Raw genomic sequence first — 17,670 nt, 5'->3', positions numbered from 1 at the left:
CTAATTTGGAGGAACTCTTTATGAGTAATGGCACACTTACACGAAAACTGGGTTTTTGGTCTGCTCTAGCTATTGCTGTTGGAACTACTATAGGATCGGGTATTTTTGTCTCATCTGGTGATGTTGCAAGGGCTGCGGGTACTCCTTCCATTTCTATTCTAGCCTGGATAATAGGCGGTGTGATTGCCATACCGCAAGTAATGGTGCTGGCCGAGTTATCGACAGCATACCCCCAAAATGGAAGCGGTTACGTTTATTTAAATAAAGCTGGGTGGAGGCCCTTGGCATTTTTATATGGATGGGCCACTTTCTGGGCGTTGGATCCTCCTTCCATTTCGATTATGGCGTTAGCGATTGTTTCTTATTTAGCAACCTTTTTCCCATTTTTCTCAGGAGTTGCCGGGAAATTATTGGGCATCGCGATCATCCTGCTCATCACATCGATTCATTATCGAAGTGTTAAAGAAGGAGGGCTGTTCCAAGTCATTATCACGGCTATCAAAATCATTCCTTTCCTGATCGTCATTGTGCTGGGAATCATGTATATGAACCTTGAAAACTTTGCTTATACTCCAGGACCTGGTGCCCAAAAGTCAAGTTTAATAGGCGGTGTATCTGCAACCACATGGGCATATACGGGGATGGCTGCAATTTGTTTCATGGCTGGGGAGTTCAAAAATCCAGGGAAAATACTTCCCCGAGCTCTTATTAGTTCGGTATTCATCGTGTTGGCTCTATATACGCTGCTAGCCATTTGTGTCATCGGCTTGATGCCATTTGAAGAATTAATCAACTCCAATGCTGCTGTTTCTGAAGCTGTAAAATATATTCCGGGATTATCGGATATTGCATCATCATTTGTGGCCATTACGGCGATAATTGTTATCTTGGGTTCGCTGAGCTCTTGCATAATGTTTCAGCCCCGCCTTGAGTATGCAATGGCAAAGGACGGACTATTCTTTCAACGCTTTGCGAAGGTTCATCCTAAATATGAAACTCCAAGCTTCTCCATCATCGTTCAGGTTACGTATGCATGTATTCTTGTGTGCTTCAGTAATTTAACAGTGCTACTTGGCTATTTTACACTGATTCAATTGGTTATTAACATTATGGACTTTGCCGCTGTTTATAAATGTCGTAAAAGGGATGATTATAACCCAATCTATCGTATGCCAATGTGGAGATTAACGACAGTTTTAGCTATTCTTGGAGCATCATGGCTGGCTTGGGGAACATTTACTTGGGCACCTATCCAAGGAGTGGTTGCGGCATTGGTCGTCATCGCAACAGGTCTTCCGGTTTACTATTATTGGGAAAGAAAATATGGATCAAAGAAAAATAATGACAGCGATATCGTGGCATAGCAGAATGTTAAGGAAAGTTAGATCTTCTCTTGAGAAATGCATTTAAATTTATAATAAAACAATTGTACAAATTATTATGTTTAGGTATAATACAAGACATAACAAATAAACGGAGTTACAGGGAGGAAGATGTTGATGCTAAAGTTTGATGAAGAGTTATTTCTTAATCTTGTAGAAAAAGAGGGTCTTGCTTTTAGAGGCCAGATTGAAGAAATCGTAGATGGAATCACAAATAGGGGCTACAGCAATATATTCCTGATCGGTGCTGGTGGCACCATAGCCATGATGTATCCTTATGAGTACATTTTAAAATCAAATTCTACCATCGATGTCCATGCAGAAATTGCTGCTGAGTTCATGGTGATGAATCATAAGCATTTCAGCAAAGATTCAGTCTGTATTTTTACATCTGTATCCGGGACTACTCAAGAAACAGTTGCTGCGGCTGAATATTGTAAAGAAAAAGGCGCTACTACAATCGCTTTAGTTGCAGAGCCAAATACTCCGTTAACACAAGTTGCGGATTACTGTATAACGACAGGTTCTGAAACGCACTCTTTTGATACTTTCTTTATGCTTTTGTACATGGTCGTCTTCCGTTTCATGCATAACAACAATGAATTCCCGCAATATGAACAATTCACGAAGGAGGTTTCTCTACTTCCGCGTGCAATTCTAGATGCCGTTACATCTTTTGACAAAAAAGCAGAGGAATTTGCCATTACACATAAAGACACGGATTACCACATGATGGTCGGTTCTGGTAACCTATGGGGAAACACTTATTCATATGCCATGTGCATTTTAGAGGAAATGCAATGGATCCAGGCGAAATCCATCCACGCGGCAGAGTTTTTCCATGGTACTCTGGAACTTGTTGTTGAAGATACAAGTGTTATTTTACTAAAAGGAGAAGATGAAACTAGACCGCTGATGGACCGTGTAGAGAGATTTGTAGAAAATATCTCGAAAAATTTAACGGTTATTGATACCAAAAGCTTTGAAATGGAAGGTATCAGCGAAGAATTCAGAAAGCACTTTTCTGTTAGTATTAACTGGTCGGTATTAAGTCGAATCAGCGTTTACCTTGAGCGTGAAAGAAATCATCCATTAACACTTAGAAGATACTATCGCCAAATGGAATATTAAGATATGTGGAGCACTACTTAGTAGTGCTCATTTCTTAAGTTTAAAGAAAGCGGGGGAAAAAGATGAGAACGGTTTCAGTCGGAGATAACTGTATGGATGTATATCAAAGGAAAGGGGAGGTCTATCCTGGCGGTAATTCTTTAAATGTGGCTGTCTATTTAAGCGGGTTAGGTGCTGAATCTGCTTATATTGGCTGGGTGGGCTCGGATCGATACAGTGAAAAAATGGTTAAAGCAATTCAGGAAAAAGGCGTTGATATTTCTCATCTTTCGCGGAAAGAAGGAAAAACAGCTGTTACTTTTGTTGAAATGGTAGGAAATGACCGCAGGTTTGGAGAATATGACGAAGGTGTCATGGAACTTTTCTGTTTAACGACGGAAGAACTCCATTACATTCAAACATATCAGCTTGTACATTCAGGGATTTGGGGGCATGCGGATAAATACTATTCCTTTTTTAAAGAAAAAGGAATGCTCACGTCTTTTGATTTCTCAGATCAGCTAGATCATGATCTGGTGAAGACTTTACCTCAGTTTGTTGATTATCCTTTTTTCTCTTATACGAAGGATGACGCTTTTATTCGCCAGTTTTTAAAGGATGTAAAAAGTCAAGGATCTAAAATAGCGGTTGCCACATTAGGTGAAAATGGTTCACTTGCCTATGATGGCAATCAATATTATCAATGCGGTGTCGTTGAAGCGAATGTGGTCGATACGATGGGGGCGGGGGATTCCTTCATTTCCGGTTTTATTTATGGAATATTGAAAGGTCAATCCATCGGCAATTGTTTAGAATTGGGCACTGAGACTGCTGCGAAGACAATTAGATATTTCGGTGCTTGGTGACTGGGCCTGGAAATAATGTATAATAGATAATAAATAATAAATTTTGACGGATAAGGATGAATTTAATATGAATTTAAATCCTTCAACCCCCCAGCCATTATATATGCAAATAAGGCAAATGTTGAAGAATGATATTCAGAACGGTAAATACAAACCAGATGAACAAATTCCAACCGAAGCAGAGCTTTGTGAAACTTATAACGTTAGTCGCATTACCATACGAAAAGCAATAGAGGAATTGGTGAAGGAAGGAACACTGACACGTATTCCGCGCAGGGGTACCTTTGTTGCATCTAATAAGTTCCATAATGAGTTGTTATCCATAAGTGGATTTTCGGAGTTCAGTCATCAGCTTGGGAAGATACCGAATTCCCGGATTTTAAGAAGTGAGGTCATAGCCGCACCAAAAGATGTTGCAGGTCATCTCCTCATTGAAGAAGGTAGCCCCGTTCTTGAACTTGAGCGACTCATGTATGTAGATGAGCGTCCGCTTTTCTACGATACCGCTCATTATTCGTTACTTCGTTTTCCGGATTTAGAAAAGAAGATTGCAAGGGATGAATCGACTTATAAGATCCTTTTGGAAGATTACCATACAGAAATAGTCAGTAACGATAAAATTATCGACGTGATAGGTGCTACAAAAAACTATGCTAAATTTTTAGAATGTGATATTGGCGCGAATTTATTTAGAATTGTGAAGATTGCTTTCGATGCAAACGACCAACCTGTGCATCTCTCGACGTTCATGTGTGAAACCAACAAGGTCAATCTGACTGTTCATCGGGCAAAATAGGTCATGCCAATAATTTGGCATGACCTATTTAATATCTAGTTTTGATTTTTGTGTTTTACTCCTTCAATCTTTCTTCTTCGGTCATTGCATATAAGATATCCTTACAATTAAAACATAAGATTTTCTTGTTATCTAACAGAATGCCGTTCAGAAAACCAGACGTACAATATACATCACGTGCACAGCGAACACAAGGACCAACTAGTTCATCCATCTATCAATCTCCTTAATCAGGAATCGGGTATAGTTTGGTATTCTATTTTGAATAAAGGTAAAGGCCAAAATCTTGCATAACGGAAGTGTGTCCCATTTGCCGCAGCATGGTTGCTATATTGCCACGGTGATATGATCCGTGAGTGACAACGTGTAATACCGATTCGGAAATGGAAGTTTCAAGCAACCCAGCATATGGGTTATCCACGACAATCACCTTTTCCATATCCTCTGTACTCAGAAGTTCTTTGTTTCTATCGTATAGGTCTAAAAATATTTTTTTCATTTCCCCAATACTTTTCGTTTCCACCCCTTCTCTTAATTGATTAGAAGATTCCATTGCTTCATACATACTTTTACCCGAGATAATGTCAAACCACGCATAATCTGTGAGATAAATGTGAGACAACACTTTTGATACCGACGAAAAACCAGTCTGAAATCCCTTATGGTATATGTGCTTTGGAAGTTCATTTAGCCGATCGATGATGACTCCATTTGCCCACGCGTGATAGTTATACATTTCTAATACTGGGTCAGAATGATTCACTTAAAAAACCTCCATGTATACTAGTTTTTTCGTATTGAACAATTTATGCAGGAAGAACAAAAAAATTCAGGTCAATTCAATAAAGTATAAGTATATTCATAAATATATTGTTCTCTCATATATATAACTAATGCCACCTAACCGTTCGTGTGCTCATCGCTAATATAAAAAGGTTTTGAGATGATATGAACTACTTATCAATCTGATTAGAAAAATGAATAGTTAGTGGAGGCCACATTAGAGTATTTTTTCTTGCAGGAAAATAGCTCCCTATATCGAACTGATAGTAAAGGAGATGGTATTTTTATGAATCTAAGGATCAAATATAGGCTTTATATCCATGTAGACGGAAAACTTATTCCAGAACAGTATGACCGATACGAGATACTAAACGTCAGGGAAGGTATTGATCCAAATGATACTAAGGATTACCAAGAGCTTATTAATAAATTGAGTATGTCGATTAATAGGCCCCTAAATGAATTTGAAATAAAAAACTATGAAACAATGTAAGTGCAGTTACTTATTCTAAAATTTTACGAAATTCAAAGTATAAGAGTGAAAATATTTAAAGGGAACTTCTGATTTTAAAAATGTAGCGTGTTAAATGGGCCTCCTCCTTATATTGTTGAAGGTAAATGTAAGGAGAGAGGATTTAAGATCATGCGCATATTCATTAGTCTTAGTAGGCAGGAATAAAGAAAATGGGGATAAATAAAAAAATCTTTGTCTTCCAAAAGCCTTTTAAATGTTTTTCGAAAAAAGTAATTTGTGGTTTAGGAAAATTGTTTAGCAGCGTTTAAAGCTAAAACAGTCCAATTTATTTAACTCTTCCTCGAAGATTTCTGGGCATGGTGGGAAGGAACCTCAAAGAGTATCTTTTGTTTATTTTGGTATAAACCACGATAGAATATGTAATGAATACAACACCTCCTAATGGCTGCGGTGTTAAAGGGATCCGAATCTGGATGATTTAGACAAGAAATTGTGGCCTATTTTTTCCAAAATACTTTAACGAATTATGTGGGTGTATAACTATAATTTTATAAAAGTTTATTAAAATCCATTTTTCATTTTTAAATGATAAATGGATTTTTTATTATGAGCAATAATTTTCGAACCATGAATCGGCTGATCAACAAAAAGTACATACTAGTGCCGATGCTGCCAAAGGATTGATTTCTTTTGACCAGTGCCGAATCTCTTGAGGCATAAGGAAAACCGTAAATCATTCAAAAACGTAGGTTATTAATAGATCTGCTTTAGGCCAAGAATTTAAGGTGAAAGCTGGAATACCACCTGCCGCCTGCTATTATGATAACTTGTCTAGTAATAAAAAATCGAATGTGGGACCTCTTAAATATTTTTTAAAAAAGGCCCCTTGAGAAAAAAATACAATATTTTCCTTGGGTAGGTCGATGAGTTGATTTCTGTATAACTATTATTATCACATTAATGATTATTAAATAATTTCAGAAAATTGTTGTTTTTCTGAAATCTACACTTTATAATTTACCTAATAAACGTTAGGTGGGGATGAATTGAAAAAGCAAGAATTGATAAATGCAGCCCTTTTGCATTATTCACTACATGGATACCAAGGAGCTACCATGAAGAAAATTGCGGATGAAGTGGGAATAAAACCAGCATCCATTTATTTTTTTTATAAAAACAAAGAGGAATTATTTATCGCTGCTTTTCAACATTTACTTGATAACCATTTAGCTGAAATGAAACGAATTTTAGCTGAAACAAGTTCACGATCTGTTGATCAAATTTTTAGTGAAATGCTTCACGGAATCGTTAAGTATCACAAAGATGATGAGCAAGGGACTATGGCGTATATATCGTTGGTTACGTCACCCATTCCGGAAATTAAATTATATTTACAGAAGTATTTGTTGCATTTTAATGATTGGATGGTTAGTTCACTTGAGGATTTATTGAGGCAGAGTTATCCGAGCCTTTCTACTGAAGAGGTGGACCAAATTATAAAGCAATTTGTTCTACTCGGGAATGGATTATTCTGGGGTATAAACTTGTATGAGGGACAAGATTTAATGGAACAAGTTCAGATTGCCGATCGATTCATCAGCTCCATGTTTAGAGATATAGAGAGGAAATATGGACAAAAGTGAATAATCAAAAGTGATCATAACTATGGCACAAATGGATTAGTTGCTAAAAGGGGGTGATATAAATAATAAAAACATGACAAAGAAATAAAGTTGGTTTAGCAGGTCTAATAAAAATAAAGGAGTGTATTCCAATTAAAATTAAAGTAATCATGCCGGTTATATCGGACATTTTTAATGAGGAAATTAGAAGTGAGATTAAATCTTATGTTTCTGAAAGCACTGAAGTAGGAGTTTGCAATCTTGATTATGGACCTGAATCAATTGAAAGCGAATATGATGAAGCACTATGTATACCGAATTTCCTGGAAAAAGCAAAGCAGGCTGAAGAAGAGGGGTATCAGGGTGTAATTAGTGATTGTTTTGGAGATCCAGGTGTGAAGCCTGCAAGAGAAATATTGGATATCCCAGTTGTTGGACCGTGTGAGTCTTCCATGCTTATTGCGAGCTCATTAGCAAAATCCTTTTCTATTGTAACGGTGCTGCCCAATGTTGTGCCCATGATTGAAAACATAAGCAAAACTCTAGGTGTAGATGGGAATGTCGCCTCCATTAGATATGTTAATATTCCTGTTCTGGAAGTTCAGAACAAGGAAAAGTTAAAAAATGCATTGTTTGAAGAAATGGTAAAGGCGATTGAACATGATAATGCCCATGCCTTAGTGTTAGGATGTACAGGCTTCATGGGTGTTGCAGCGGAGCTTCAAGAACGATTAACACAAAAAGGGTATGATGTTCCGGTTATCGATCCCGCATTTGCAGCTACTAAGATGCTTGAAAATTTAATCGCTATGGGGGTTAAACAAAGCCGCTTGACCTATATGACTCCACCTTCTAAAAAGAGAGTCAAAAGTTCATAAACTTTTTAAAGAAGTAGAAAACACCGCAATTTGAATTAACGGAATATTCAGGATATTAGTCATTCAAGATAGCTTTAAAAAGGCAGGGAAATCTCCAAGTTGATCGATAAAGCTGAGGAGTAATTCATAGGGGGTGAATTTATGGAAGATAATACAAAGTTAGGAGACGATTACTCTCTATCTAGAGTTCCGCTAAATGCGAGATTGCCTATGTGGGATATCATGATTGTCAGGGTAGGTGCCCTAGCTACACTTTCTCAATTTATGCTTGGTGCGGCACTAGGATACGGAATGACTTTTTGGCAGGCATTTTGGGCCATGATGTTTGGAAGTGTCATTTTACAAGTTATAAGTTTTTTAATCGGTTATGCCGGTGCACGTGAAGGACTTTCAACCAGTCTTTTGTCGCGTTGGACAGGATTCGGCAGGTATGGTTCGAGTATCATTGGCGCGGTCATCGCTTTTTGTACAATAGGCTGGTTTGGAGTGCAGAACACTGTTTTTGCTAATGGCTTGGTGGAAGCTGCCGACGGTAAATTGACCCTCCCCATTGCAGCTGCCATTACCGGATTGGGCGTAACTGTACTGGTTATATTTGGTTTTAAACTATTGAGCATGACAGCCAAAATTACCGTTCCTGCCTTTCTATTAGTGGTAGGGATTGGCATTTATCAAGTTCTCAGTGATCATTCCATTTTAAGTTTAATGGGCACGCCTCCTCCGGGAGAAAGTCTTTCTCTGGGCGTCGGTGCAACAATGGTTGCTGGCGGATTCATTATTGGTGCCGTAATCACACCTGACTTCAGTCGGTTTGCCAGAAATGGCAAGGATGTTTTTTGGATGACTACCATTGGTACATTAGTGGGTGAACTTGGTGTAGGGATGATCGCTGTGTTAATGGCCCATGCAGCAAAAACGAGCGATGTTGTCAGTATCATGCTACAAACGTCTGGCTGGCTTGGCGCTGCAGTTGTCGTTTTTTCCACAGTGAAAATTAATAATGTAAATTTATATTCCTCTTCTCTTGGTTTTACTAATATTTTCGATTCTGTTTTTAAGGTCAAGATGAATCGAGGACTCGTTACACTTGTAATTGGTGTTATCGGAACTTTGCTTTCCATTATGGGCATTCTCGATAGATTTGTAGACTTCCTTGTTTTACTTGGAATCATGATCCCTCCAATAGCCGGAATTATGGTGGTCGATTATTTCGTGCTGAAAACGTATCGAAAAGCCCTTGATGAAAGCAGAGAGAAAGGAACATTGCCATCTGAGCCTGAAAAATTGAATCCAGTTACATTAGTTGCCTGGGCAGCGGGATTTGCAAGCGGCTATTTTATTACAGTGGGCATACCGTCTATCAATTCCCTTTTAATAAGCGGCATTATCTATTACGCAGGTGTGTTATTAATTAAATCTATCAAAGGGAAAAAAGAGAATAGAGATCATATCGCATCATAATTTTTTGAAAAACGGGGGTTTTGAGAAAATGAGGAAATTAGGTAAACAGGAAATTGAAGATATAGCAGTAGGTGCGGCTTTACTAGGAACAGGTGGAGGAGGCGATCCTTACATTGGTAAGCTAATGGCTTTACAGGCAATTGAAGAATACGGGGAAATCACATTGTTGGATGTGGATGAAGTTCCTGATGACGCATTAGTAGTTCCTGCCGCAATGATGGGAGCACCGACGGTTATGTTGGAAAAAGCTCCAAGTGGTGAAGAAGCAATAGCAGCTTTCGAAAACCTCGAATCTTATTTGGGAAAAAAGATTTTTGCAACGATGCCGATTGAAGCAGGCGGGGTGAATTCGATGGTGCCCCTTGCACTTGCTGCAAAGCTTGGCTTGCCTGTGGTGGATGTTGATGGGATGGGGAGAGCATTCCCTGAATTGCAAATGGTCACTTTTTATTTGGACGGAATTGCTGCTACTCCGATGGTTCTTGCGGATGAGAAGGGCAATACTTCACTGCTCTCAACCATAAACAATGTCTGGACAGAGAGGATTGCCCGTGCCGCAACGATTGAGATGGGCGGTTCCACCATGACAGCGATCTATCCTATGACAGGAAAGAATATAAAGGAAAGCGGAATTAAAAACATACTGACCTTAGAAGAACAAATCGGCAAGACAATCAGGCTTGCAAAGCAAAATAATGCTGATCCAATAAAAGAAGTGTTGAACAAGGCAGACGGGTTTGAATTGTTCCGTGGAAAAGTGAGTGATATCAACCGGAAGACAGAGTCGGGATTTGCTAGAGGTGTGGCAACATTCGAGGGAATCAATGAGTATAAGGGAGAAAAACTCGAGGTGCGATTCCAAAATGAGCATTTAATTGCACAGACAGAAGAACGCTTGCTTTGTGTCACTCCAGATTTGATTGCCGTGCTTGATGCAGAAACAGGCTTACCGATCACTACTGAAGGAATCAGATATGGGGCAAGATGCGTGGTAATCGGAATGCCATGCCATCCCAAGTGGCGAACGGAAAAGGGAATTGAAGCAGTTGGTCCAAAATACTTTGGCTATGAAGTCGGTTATGTTCCCGTTGAAGAACTAATGAAAAAAGGAGGGCTAGTATAATGGGTGTTTATCGAATAGGAATTGATGTCGGGGGAACCCATACAGATGCCGTGCTTTTAGATCAATATAATCAGGTCATTTCGGAAACGAAATCGCCTACAACGGAGGATGTTTCCGTTGGCATCTATACAGCTATGAGAAAAATAATTGATGACGCAAAGGTTCCGCGGGAGCAAATTAAATATGCCATGCTAGGTACGACCCACTGTACAAATGCTATTGTTGAACGAAAGAGATTAAACAATATCGCCATAATCCGTATTGGTGCTCCGGCTACTCTAGCGGTTAAACCGCTGATCGGAGTACCTGATGACCTTCGCGGAGTCCTCGGAAAATACGTATACCTAATCCGCGGCGGACATGAATTTGATGGCCGGGAGATTGTTGAATTAGACGAAGCGCATTTGTATCAAATTGCCGAAGAAATCAACGGGAAAGTGGATTCCATCGCGATAACTTCTGTCTTTTCACCTGTATCGCAAACACACGAACAAAGGGCAAGTGAAATTTTCAAAGAAGTACTCGGAGTAGGAACCTCAATTTCTTTATCCTCGGAAATTGGTTCAGTCGGTTTACTGGAAAGGGAGAATGCGACGATTCTTAATGCTGCTGTCGTAAATGTTGCTAAAACGACTGCGGACGGATTCATCAATGCCCTGAAGAATGAAGGAATTGAGGCAAAAGTATTCTTTTGCCAAAATGACGGGACATTAATGTCCATTGAATATGCAGTCAAATACCCAATCTTCACTGTAGCTTGCGGTCCGACCAACTCATTAAGGGGAGCATCCTATTTGAGTGAATTAACCGATGCAATCGTTTTGGATGTTGGGGGAACAACAACGGATATTGGTGTTCTCGTTCAATCATTTCCGAGGGAATCTTCTTTGGCAGTAGAGATTGGAGGAGCCAGAACAAACTTCCGCATGCCTGACTTAATCTCGATTGGACTTGGAGGAGGCACAATAATCCGCATAGAAGAGAATGGAGAGTTCACGATTGGACCAGACAGTGTCGGTTACCAACTGCCAGAAAAAGCCTTGATTTTCGGAGGTGATACTTTAACAACAACGGATGTTGCTGTGGCTCTTGGAAAAGTGGAACTTGGAGATGCTTCAAAAGTGTCCCACCTTAATAAGGATCTATTGAATAGAGTCTATTTAAATATGGTCAATCTGGTCGAAGAAGCTATCGATAAGATGAAAACAAGTGCTGCACCAGTGCCTGTCATTCTCGTTGGGGGTGGAAGCATCCTTCTGCCTGAGGAATTAAAAGGTGCATCTGAAGTCATACGCCCATTACATTCAGGTGTAGCAAATGCCATTGGGTCGGCTATCTCCCAGGTTAGCGGGCAGATTGAAAAAGTATATGCACTAGCTGAAATAGGAAGGGAAACGGCATTGGAACAGGCAAAGGAAATAGCGATGTCAGAAGCGATCAGCGCAGGAGCCGATCCACAAACGCTTGTTATTGTTGACATAGAAGATGTACCATTAGCTTATATGCCTGGGAATGCAACTCGTATTCGTGTGAAAGCAGCTGGTGATTTAGCCCAGTTTGAATTGAATGAACGGGTATAGGCGAGGAGGCACGGGTGTAAAGAAGCTATTTATTGTGCAGAGGAAGCTTCACTTTAGTTAAATAAGTGGAAAAAGCAAAGCGCTAAGGGTAGTGGAATGGACGAATTGAAACATGTAGGATCTGATACAGCTGCACTAATGTTGACAAATCCGAATACCCTTGGACTTTTTGGATCGTGAACGTTTGAAAACCAGCAACACTTGCACTTGCAGGATTTGTACCGTGCGCGGAGTCTGGAACAAGTACTTTCGTTCTGGTTTCACCTTTTTGGACATGATACGCCTTAGCCATCATTAAACCTGTCCATTCCCCTTGAGCCCATGGAGCTGAATCCCTGTCGTAATTTTTTGATTCCGGTAAAATTTACCTTGCGGAAAACTCCGTCCAGAACAATTATTATTTATAGCCACATTGATAATTCTATCTGTTTAATAAAATCTATGTAAAACTCTCTTGTATCAAGAGAGTTTTTTGCATGAAAAGTTATTTAGCTAACCGGGAGCTTTGTTAACGACGAGCTAAAAAGAGAGGTAAAAGGGTGCTATGTTTGAATAAAAGTTGTTCACATTCTCTTTTATAGACTTGCATATGCTTGATCCTGTTTGCGGACTGTTGCTAATACTTATGAAGATAAAAGCTGATGAATAGGAGAAATAAAGAGCTGATTTACAAACTCTTAACATTGGATTAATGTGGGATTTATATAGAATGATTATGATTAAACCGTAATAAACAGTAATAAACATTAAAGATTCCACACTAAATGGAGGCACTTTTTATGAATCGCACATTCAAGAAGAATTTTTACAAGTCTATTCAAGCTTTGATGTTAGGGGTGAGTGTACTGGGTTTAGCTGCTTGTGGAGCTACTAATGAGGAGGCTGCTCCAGTGGTTAAGGACCCAAGTTCGTTAACCTTGAAAGAAATTGAAACAAAAGCAAAAGAAGAGGGGACAATTAATAGTGTCGGTATGCCCGATTCATGGGCTAACTGGGGAGAAACGTGGAATGAAGTGATGAAAAAGTATACATTGGAACACAATGATACAGATTTGTCCAGTGCCGAAGAGATTGCCAAAATGGAATCTGAAGGAGAGAATGCAACAGCTGATATCGGCGATGTAGGGATTTCCTTTGGGCCAATCGCGGAACAAAAAAAATTAACGATGCCATATAAAACTTCCTATTGGGACGAGGTACCTGAGTGGGCAAAAGATGACAATGGAGATTGGGTTGTTGGCTACCAAGGAACGATTGCATTCTTTACTAATAAAGAATTAGTAGACAACCCGCCAAAATCTTGGGATGACATATTAAAAGGAGATTACAAAGTAACAGTTGGAGATGTTCAGCGTGGTACACAGAATCAAATGGCCGTACTTGCTGCTGCGACCGCTTACGGCGGTGATGAAACAAATCTTCAACCAGGAATTGACTTTTTTGCTAAGCTTGCAAAGCAAGGCCGCCTTAGCTTAACTGATGCCAAGCCGGCTAACATCGAAAAAGGGGAAGTGGAAGTTGCCCTTGTTTGGGATTTCAATGCTCTTGGTTACGCTGACCAAATTAACCGCGATCAATTTGACGTCACCATTCCAAGTGAAGGTTCAGTCGTAAGCGGCTACGCAACTATTATTAACAAATTTGCAAAGCATCCACATGCGGCGATGGCAACCAGAGAATATATCTTAAGCGATGAAGGACAAATTAACTTAGCTAAAGGATTTGCCCGTCCAATTCGCGATGTAGAACTTCCGAAAGAAGTAGCTGGAAAAATGGTTCCAGAAGAACAGTACAAAAATGCAAAACCGATTGAAGATTACAAAGCTTGGGAAGAAACAGCTAAAGATTTACCGCAGCTTTGGCAAGAAGAAGTGTTAGTCCATGTCAAATAAAGTAATAGCAATTGTTGTTGATGGTATGAGATACGATAAAGCATGTGAGGCTTTAGGATTTCTTCAACATTTAGTTGAAACGAATCAGGCATCCCTTTACAAAGTGAAGTCGGAACTCCCTAGTCTTTCCCGTCCATTATATGAAGTGCTGTTAACGGGTACACCGGCATCAGTGAACGGTATTACATCCAATCAAGCGGTCCGGCTATCTGCCGAGAAAAGTCTCTTTCATCTGACGAAAGAGAATGGTCTAAGAAACGGAACGGTATCGTATTACTGGGTAAGCGAACTTTATAATCGTGCTCCATTCCATTTTATTGAAGACCGTGAGCAAGAGGATCCATCCAAGCCAATTCAATATGGAAAATTTTATTGGGATGATGACTATCCAGATAGTCATGTGCTCATGGATGCAGAAGCTTTGCGCAGGAAGTATGACCCGCACTTTTTATATATCCATCCGCTCGGTGTAGATGTAAAAGGAGAAATCTATGGTTCGGAATCAAAAGAATATCGTGAACAGATATTAAAAATGGGAAGCATTTTGGCTCAGCTTCTGCCAATTTGGATCAAAGAAGGCTACCACATTTTAATAACGTCCGATCATGGGATGAGTGAAACTGGCAATCATGGCGGCATAACTGATGGTGAGCGTGATGTACCGCTCTTTATCATTAGTCCAAAAGTTGAGCCTGGCGTTTACAGTGAAGTGGTTCCGCAATTAGCTTTTGCACCGCTCGTTTGTGAACTTTTAAATATTGAGCCGTCCAATAAAATGATGTCCTATCAATTGCCAGGTTTGAAAGGAAAAACTACCCTTTAAAAAAGACTACACTATTCAACATTAAAATGAAGAATGAAGGTTCACTGGAATTGGTTTAACGAAAGTACTGTTAAACCAATTCCCAAATTGTTAGAGAACATAGAGGAGCGAGAAGTCTTGAGAAAAAGAAAAAAACAAAAAATTTACTTATTAGCTCTTTTACTACCATTTATTTTGTTTGTGATTGGATTTGAAATAGGACCATTAGTGGCAATGATTAAAAATAGTTTTTATGCAGACGATGGAATTAAAGTTACCGTTAATCAATATATCACCATATTTAAAAGTGAATTTTACTTACAAGCCATTAAAAATAGCCTTGTCATTTCTTTAATTTCTGCTTTAACTTCAGTGATTATAGCAATCATTGTAGCCTATTCGTTTACAAAGTTCTCACAAAAAATAAAAAATCGCTTACTGATGATTACCAATATGGCGTCGAACTTTGAGGGGATTCCCCTTTCATTTTCATTTATTATTTTACTTGGAAACAATGGATTGTTTACGTTGCTTTTTTCTAAGATTGGTGGGGATGTGTTTGCGGATTTTAATTTATATTCATGGACAGGCCTCATTCTTGTTTATATATATTTTCAAATTCCGCTTGCTATTATGCTCATCTACCCGTCTTATCAAGGAATAAAGAAACAATGGAAAGAAGCCTCTTCATTATTAGGAGGATCAACATTATCATTTTGGCTTCACATTGGGATTCCAGTTCTTTTACCTAGTATTGTAGGTACATTCAGTATTTTGTTTGCTAATTCGATGGGAGCTTACGCTACAGCCTATGCATTAGTGGGCAGCAACTATAACTTATTGTCATTGCAAATTGCCTCACTAGTTGCTAGTGACGTTGCATTAAAGCCACAGCTAGGAAGTGCATTGGGAGTTCTTCTAGCAGCGACCATGATAGGGGCGATGTGGTTCAATGAACGAATGATGCGCCGCATTAGGAGGGATTTACGATGAAATCTTCATTGACTTTTCATAAAGTGATTGTTGGGTTACTAGTTATATATTTATTAATTCCGCTTGTAGGAACATTTTTATTCTCGATTGCCGGTAAATGGGATCATACCATTTTACCTGAGAGTTATACAATGAAATGGTATATTGAATTATTTCAAGATGAACGGTTTTTCGATGCTTTTCGACGAACGCTGTTTTTAATTGTCATGTCTGTAGGTCTTAGTGTTGTTATTATGCTTCCGACTATCTTTATCATCACGGTATATTTCAGTAAATGGGAAGGATTACTTCAAGCAGCAGCTATGCTTCCTTATGGAATTCCTCCCATTGTTGGAGCTGTTGGATTAATCAAGGTATATTCAGATGGACCGATTCAAATTGCCGGAACACCTTGGATTTTAATAGGTGCTTATTTCATAACGATTCTGCCATTTATGTATCAAGGTATTCGTAACAGTCTTCGTACACTTAATGCTGTGCAGCTTGTTGATGCAGCTGAATTACTCGGTGCTACAAAATTCCAGGCGTTTCGCACAGTGGTGTTTCCAAATATTATATCTGGTATTTTAGTTTCAACCTTATTATCAGTCGCTCTTTTATTTAGTGAGTTCGCTTTTGCCAATTTGCTTGTCGGGGGCCGATTTGAAACGCTTCAAATTTATCTTGCCGACAAACTAAACAGCAGTGGTCACTTAACAAGTGCAATTGTTATTACTTATTATTCAATGATTTTACTTTTAACGGGGACTGTATTAAAACTTACGTTTAAAAACGAAAAAACCCCTGTCGGGTCAAATAAGAAGCGAATTCTTTCATTTTTAAAAAAACATAACTGTAATAAAAATACTGCTTTAGAAGGTGAGAAATAATGAGCTATGTAACCATCGATCAAGTGACTAAGGGGTATGAAAGTCAAGTCGTTTTAAATGACATTTCTTTAACATTAAAAAAAGGAGAATTTGCTACACTTCTTGGGCAAAGCGGATGCGGAAAAAGTACATTATTACGTTCCATTGCGGGGCTTGAAGGTGTTGATGTAGGAAGAATCTTAATTGATGGAAAAGATATTACTCATTTATCACCGCGTCAGCGTGAAGTCGGTATGGTGTTTCAGTCTTATGCGCTTTTCCCGAATATGACCGTTTTTGACAATATTGCGTACGGCCTTAAAATGAAGAAGGTAAAAAATATAAAATCAAGAGTGAAAAAGATGATTGATATGGTTGATTTAATAGGAAAAGAAGAGTCTTATCCTCATCAGTTATCTGGCGGACAACAGCAGAGGGTTGCACTTGCCAGAGCGCTTGTCATGGAGCCAAAAGTACTGCTTCTGGATGAGCCGTTAAGCGCATTGGATGCTAAAATTAGAAAAAGTTTGCAAAAAGAATTAAAGAGAATACAGAAGGAATTAGATATTACAACTATTTTTGTTACTCATGATCAGGAAGAAGCAATGACGATGTCTGATCGGATTTTTGTCATGAATAAAGGAAAAGTTGTACAATCCGGTTCTCCATCAGAAATTTATACTTCTCCAGTCAATACATTTGTTGCAAAATTTATCGGAAATTATAATGTTTGTAATATGGAAGTTTTCCATAAACTTGTTCGCAGCACAGAATTAAAAGGGAATGAAGTCGCCATTCGTCCTGAAGTTTTACAATTAGTTTCTGTTGTTGAAGATAGCTCGGATTTACAAGAGAACTGGGGAATTAAAGGGTTTATTAAAGATATTACTATGACAGGGAATGTTTTAAGATATGAAGTAGAAACAGAGGAGTCCGCTTTCCTTGTAGACTATCTTCACCACCGAGGGAAAATGTTTGAGCAAGGAGCACGCGTTCAAATTCTTGTACCGAAGAAAGAATGCATTATTTTATAAATTATTAATGATCGAGGGGGAGAAA

Annotated in this window: 16 protein-coding genes and 1 pseudogene; 14 read left to right on the top strand and 3 right to left on the bottom strand. The window is 38.9% G+C overall.

All coding sequences use genetic code 11. The annotated features are described in order from the left end of the window. Positions 1–20 precede the first annotated feature (20 nt). From MPH60_RS13365 to MPH60_RS13350, 4 genes are all read left to right on the top strand, one after another. The gene (locus MPH60_RS13365) at positions 21–1,364 is read left to right on the top strand and encodes an amino acid permease (protein WP_241592929.1); all 1,344 of its coding nucleotides are present in this window, start codon (positions 21–23) and stop codon (positions 1,362–1,364) included. A gap of 135 nt (positions 1,365–1,499) precedes the next feature. Further along, positions 1,500–2,513, top strand: a complete 1,014-nt coding sequence (locus MPH60_RS13360) for an SIS domain-containing protein (RefSeq protein WP_241592930.1) — start codon at positions 1,500–1,502, stop codon at positions 2,511–2,513. Between the two features lie 62 nt (positions 2,514–2,575). Beyond that, complete coding sequence (gene frlD / locus MPH60_RS13355; RefSeq protein ID WP_241592932.1) at positions 2,576–3,358, top strand: fructoselysine 6-kinase; 783 nt, start codon at positions 2,576–2,578, stop codon at positions 3,356–3,358. Positions 3,359–3,425: 67 nt separating this feature from the next. Next, on the top strand, positions 3,426–4,154 hold the full coding sequence (locus MPH60_RS13350) for a GntR family transcriptional regulator (RefSeq protein ID WP_241592934.1): 729 nt from the start codon (positions 3,426–3,428) through the stop codon (positions 4,152–4,154). Between the two features lie 55 nt (positions 4,155–4,209). Here the strand turns inward: MPH60_RS13350 and MPH60_RS13345 are convergent, their stop codons facing one another. Both MPH60_RS13345 and MPH60_RS13340 read right to left on the bottom strand, forming a co-directional pair. Continuing rightward, positions 4,210–4,368, bottom strand: coding sequence for a hypothetical protein (locus MPH60_RS13345; RefSeq protein WP_241592944.1), 159 nt, complete (start codon positions 4,366–4,368; stop codon positions 4,210–4,212). A gap of 42 nt (positions 4,369–4,410) precedes the next feature. After that, positions 4,411–4,917 carry a DinB family protein gene (locus MPH60_RS13340; protein ID WP_336275419.1) on the bottom strand — a complete coding sequence of 169 codons (507 nt, stop codon included), beginning with the start codon at positions 4,915–4,917 and terminating at the stop codon, positions 4,411–4,413. A 1,541-nt stretch (positions 4,918–6,458) separates the two neighbouring features. On the opposite strand from MPH60_RS13340, the gene MPH60_RS13335 reads away from it, so the two are divergent. From MPH60_RS13335 to MPH60_RS13315, 5 genes are all read left to right on the top strand, one after another. Then, positions 6,459–7,055 (top strand): TetR/AcrR family transcriptional regulator, encoded by a 597-nt coding sequence (locus MPH60_RS13335; RefSeq protein WP_241592946.1) that lies wholly within the window; start codon positions 6,459–6,461, stop codon positions 7,053–7,055. Positions 7,056–7,204: 149 nt separating this feature from the next. Next, positions 7,205–7,912 (top strand): aspartate/glutamate racemase family protein, encoded by a 708-nt coding sequence (locus MPH60_RS13330; protein ID WP_241592948.1) that lies wholly within the window; start codon positions 7,205–7,207, stop codon positions 7,910–7,912. 141 nt (positions 7,913–8,053) lie between these two features. Beyond that, positions 8,054–9,373 (top strand): purine-cytosine permease family protein, encoded by a 1,320-nt coding sequence (locus MPH60_RS13325; RefSeq protein WP_241592950.1) that lies wholly within the window; start codon positions 8,054–8,056, stop codon positions 9,371–9,373. A gap of 28 nt (positions 9,374–9,401) precedes the next feature. Next, positions 9,402–10,496: a DUF917 domain-containing protein gene (locus MPH60_RS13320; RefSeq protein WP_241592952.1), complete on the top strand. Its 1,095-nt coding sequence runs from the start codon at positions 9,402–9,404 to the stop codon at positions 10,494–10,496. Beyond that, positions 10,496–12,076 carry a hydantoinase/oxoprolinase family protein gene (locus MPH60_RS13315; RefSeq protein WP_241592954.1) on the top strand — a complete coding sequence of 527 codons (1,581 nt, stop codon included), beginning with the start codon at positions 10,496–10,498 and terminating at the stop codon, positions 12,074–12,076. Before MPH60_RS13320 ends, MPH60_RS13315 begins: the two co-directional genes overlap by 1 nt. A 136-nt stretch (positions 12,077–12,212) precedes the next feature. Here MPH60_RS13315 and MPH60_RS13310 read toward each other — a convergent pair. Next, a pseudogene (locus MPH60_RS13310) lies at positions 12,213–12,404 on the bottom strand (aminomethyl-transferring glycine dehydrogenase subunit GcvPB); the annotation flags it as partial. 451 nt (positions 12,405–12,855) lie between these two features. Between MPH60_RS13310 and MPH60_RS13305 the strand changes: the two are divergent. From MPH60_RS13305 to MPH60_RS13285, 5 genes are all read left to right on the top strand, one after another. Next, positions 12,856–13,968: an ABC transporter substrate-binding protein gene (locus MPH60_RS13305; RefSeq protein WP_241592956.1), complete on the top strand. Its 1,113-nt coding sequence runs from the start codon at positions 12,856–12,858 to the stop codon at positions 13,966–13,968. After that, positions 13,958–14,791: an alkaline phosphatase family protein gene (locus MPH60_RS13300; RefSeq protein ID WP_241592958.1), complete on the top strand. Its 834-nt coding sequence runs from the start codon at positions 13,958–13,960 to the stop codon at positions 14,789–14,791. Before MPH60_RS13305 ends, MPH60_RS13300 begins: the two co-directional genes overlap by 11 nt. Before the next feature lie 117 nt (positions 14,792–14,908). Beyond that, the gene (locus MPH60_RS13295; RefSeq protein ID WP_241592960.1) at positions 14,909–15,763 is read left to right on the top strand and encodes an ABC transporter permease; all 855 of its coding nucleotides are present in this window, start codon (positions 14,909–14,911) and stop codon (positions 15,761–15,763) included. After that, on the top strand, positions 15,760–16,632 hold the full coding sequence (locus MPH60_RS13290) for an ABC transporter permease (RefSeq protein WP_241592962.1): 873 nt from the start codon (positions 15,760–15,762) through the stop codon (positions 16,630–16,632). The genes MPH60_RS13295 and MPH60_RS13290 overlap by 4 nt, the downstream gene beginning before the upstream one ends. Further along, positions 16,632–17,645, top strand: a complete 1,014-nt coding sequence (locus MPH60_RS13285; protein WP_241592964.1) for an ABC transporter ATP-binding protein — start codon at positions 16,632–16,634, stop codon at positions 17,643–17,645. Before MPH60_RS13290 ends, MPH60_RS13285 begins: the two co-directional genes overlap by 1 nt. Positions 17,646–17,670 lie beyond the last annotated feature (25 nt).

Source organism: Peribacillus sp. Aquil_B1, assembly GCF_022603275.1.
GTDB lineage: Bacteria > Bacillota > Bacilli > Bacillales > DSM-1321 > Peribacillus.
This window is presented reverse-complemented; position numbering and strand designations above follow the sequence as displayed.

Coding starts and splice junctions, on each gene's coding strand:
- frlD (WP_241592932.1), top strand. CDS start 2,576: ATGAGAACGGTTTCAGTCGGAGATAACTGTATGGATGTATATCAAAGG.
- MPH60_RS13330 (WP_241592948.1), top strand. CDS start 7,205: ATGCCGGTTATATCGGACATTTTTAATGAGGAAATTAGAAGTGAGATT.
- MPH60_RS13290 (WP_241592962.1), top strand. CDS start 15,760: ATGAAATCTTCATTGACTTTTCATAAAGTGATTGTTGGGTTACTAGTT.
- MPH60_RS13300 (WP_241592958.1), top strand. CDS start 13,958: ATGTCAAATAAAGTAATAGCAATTGTTGTTGATGGTATGAGATACGAT.
- MPH60_RS13305 (WP_241592956.1), top strand. CDS start 12,856: ATGAATCGCACATTCAAGAAGAATTTTTACAAGTCTATTCAAGCTTTG.
- MPH60_RS13365 (WP_241592929.1), top strand. CDS start 21: ATGAGTAATGGCACACTTACACGAAAACTGGGTTTTTGGTCTGCTCTA.
- MPH60_RS13320 (WP_241592952.1), top strand. CDS start 9,402: ATGAGGAAATTAGGTAAACAGGAAATTGAAGATATAGCAGTAGGTGCG.
- MPH60_RS13285 (WP_241592964.1), top strand. CDS start 16,632: ATGAGCTATGTAACCATCGATCAAGTGACTAAGGGGTATGAAAGTCAA.
- MPH60_RS13325 (WP_241592950.1), top strand. CDS start 8,054: ATGGAAGATAATACAAAGTTAGGAGACGATTACTCTCTATCTAGAGTT.
- MPH60_RS13350 (WP_241592934.1), top strand. CDS start 3,426: ATGAATTTAAATCCTTCAACCCCCCAGCCATTATATATGCAAATAAGG.
- MPH60_RS13315 (WP_241592954.1), top strand. CDS start 10,496: ATGGGTGTTTATCGAATAGGAATTGATGTCGGGGGAACCCATACAGAT.
- MPH60_RS13360 (WP_241592930.1), top strand. CDS start 1,500: ATGCTAAAGTTTGATGAAGAGTTATTTCTTAATCTTGTAGAAAAAGAG.
- MPH60_RS13345 (WP_241592944.1), bottom strand. CDS start 4,368: ATGGATGAACTAGTTGGTCCTTGTGTTCGCTGTGCACGTGATGTATAT.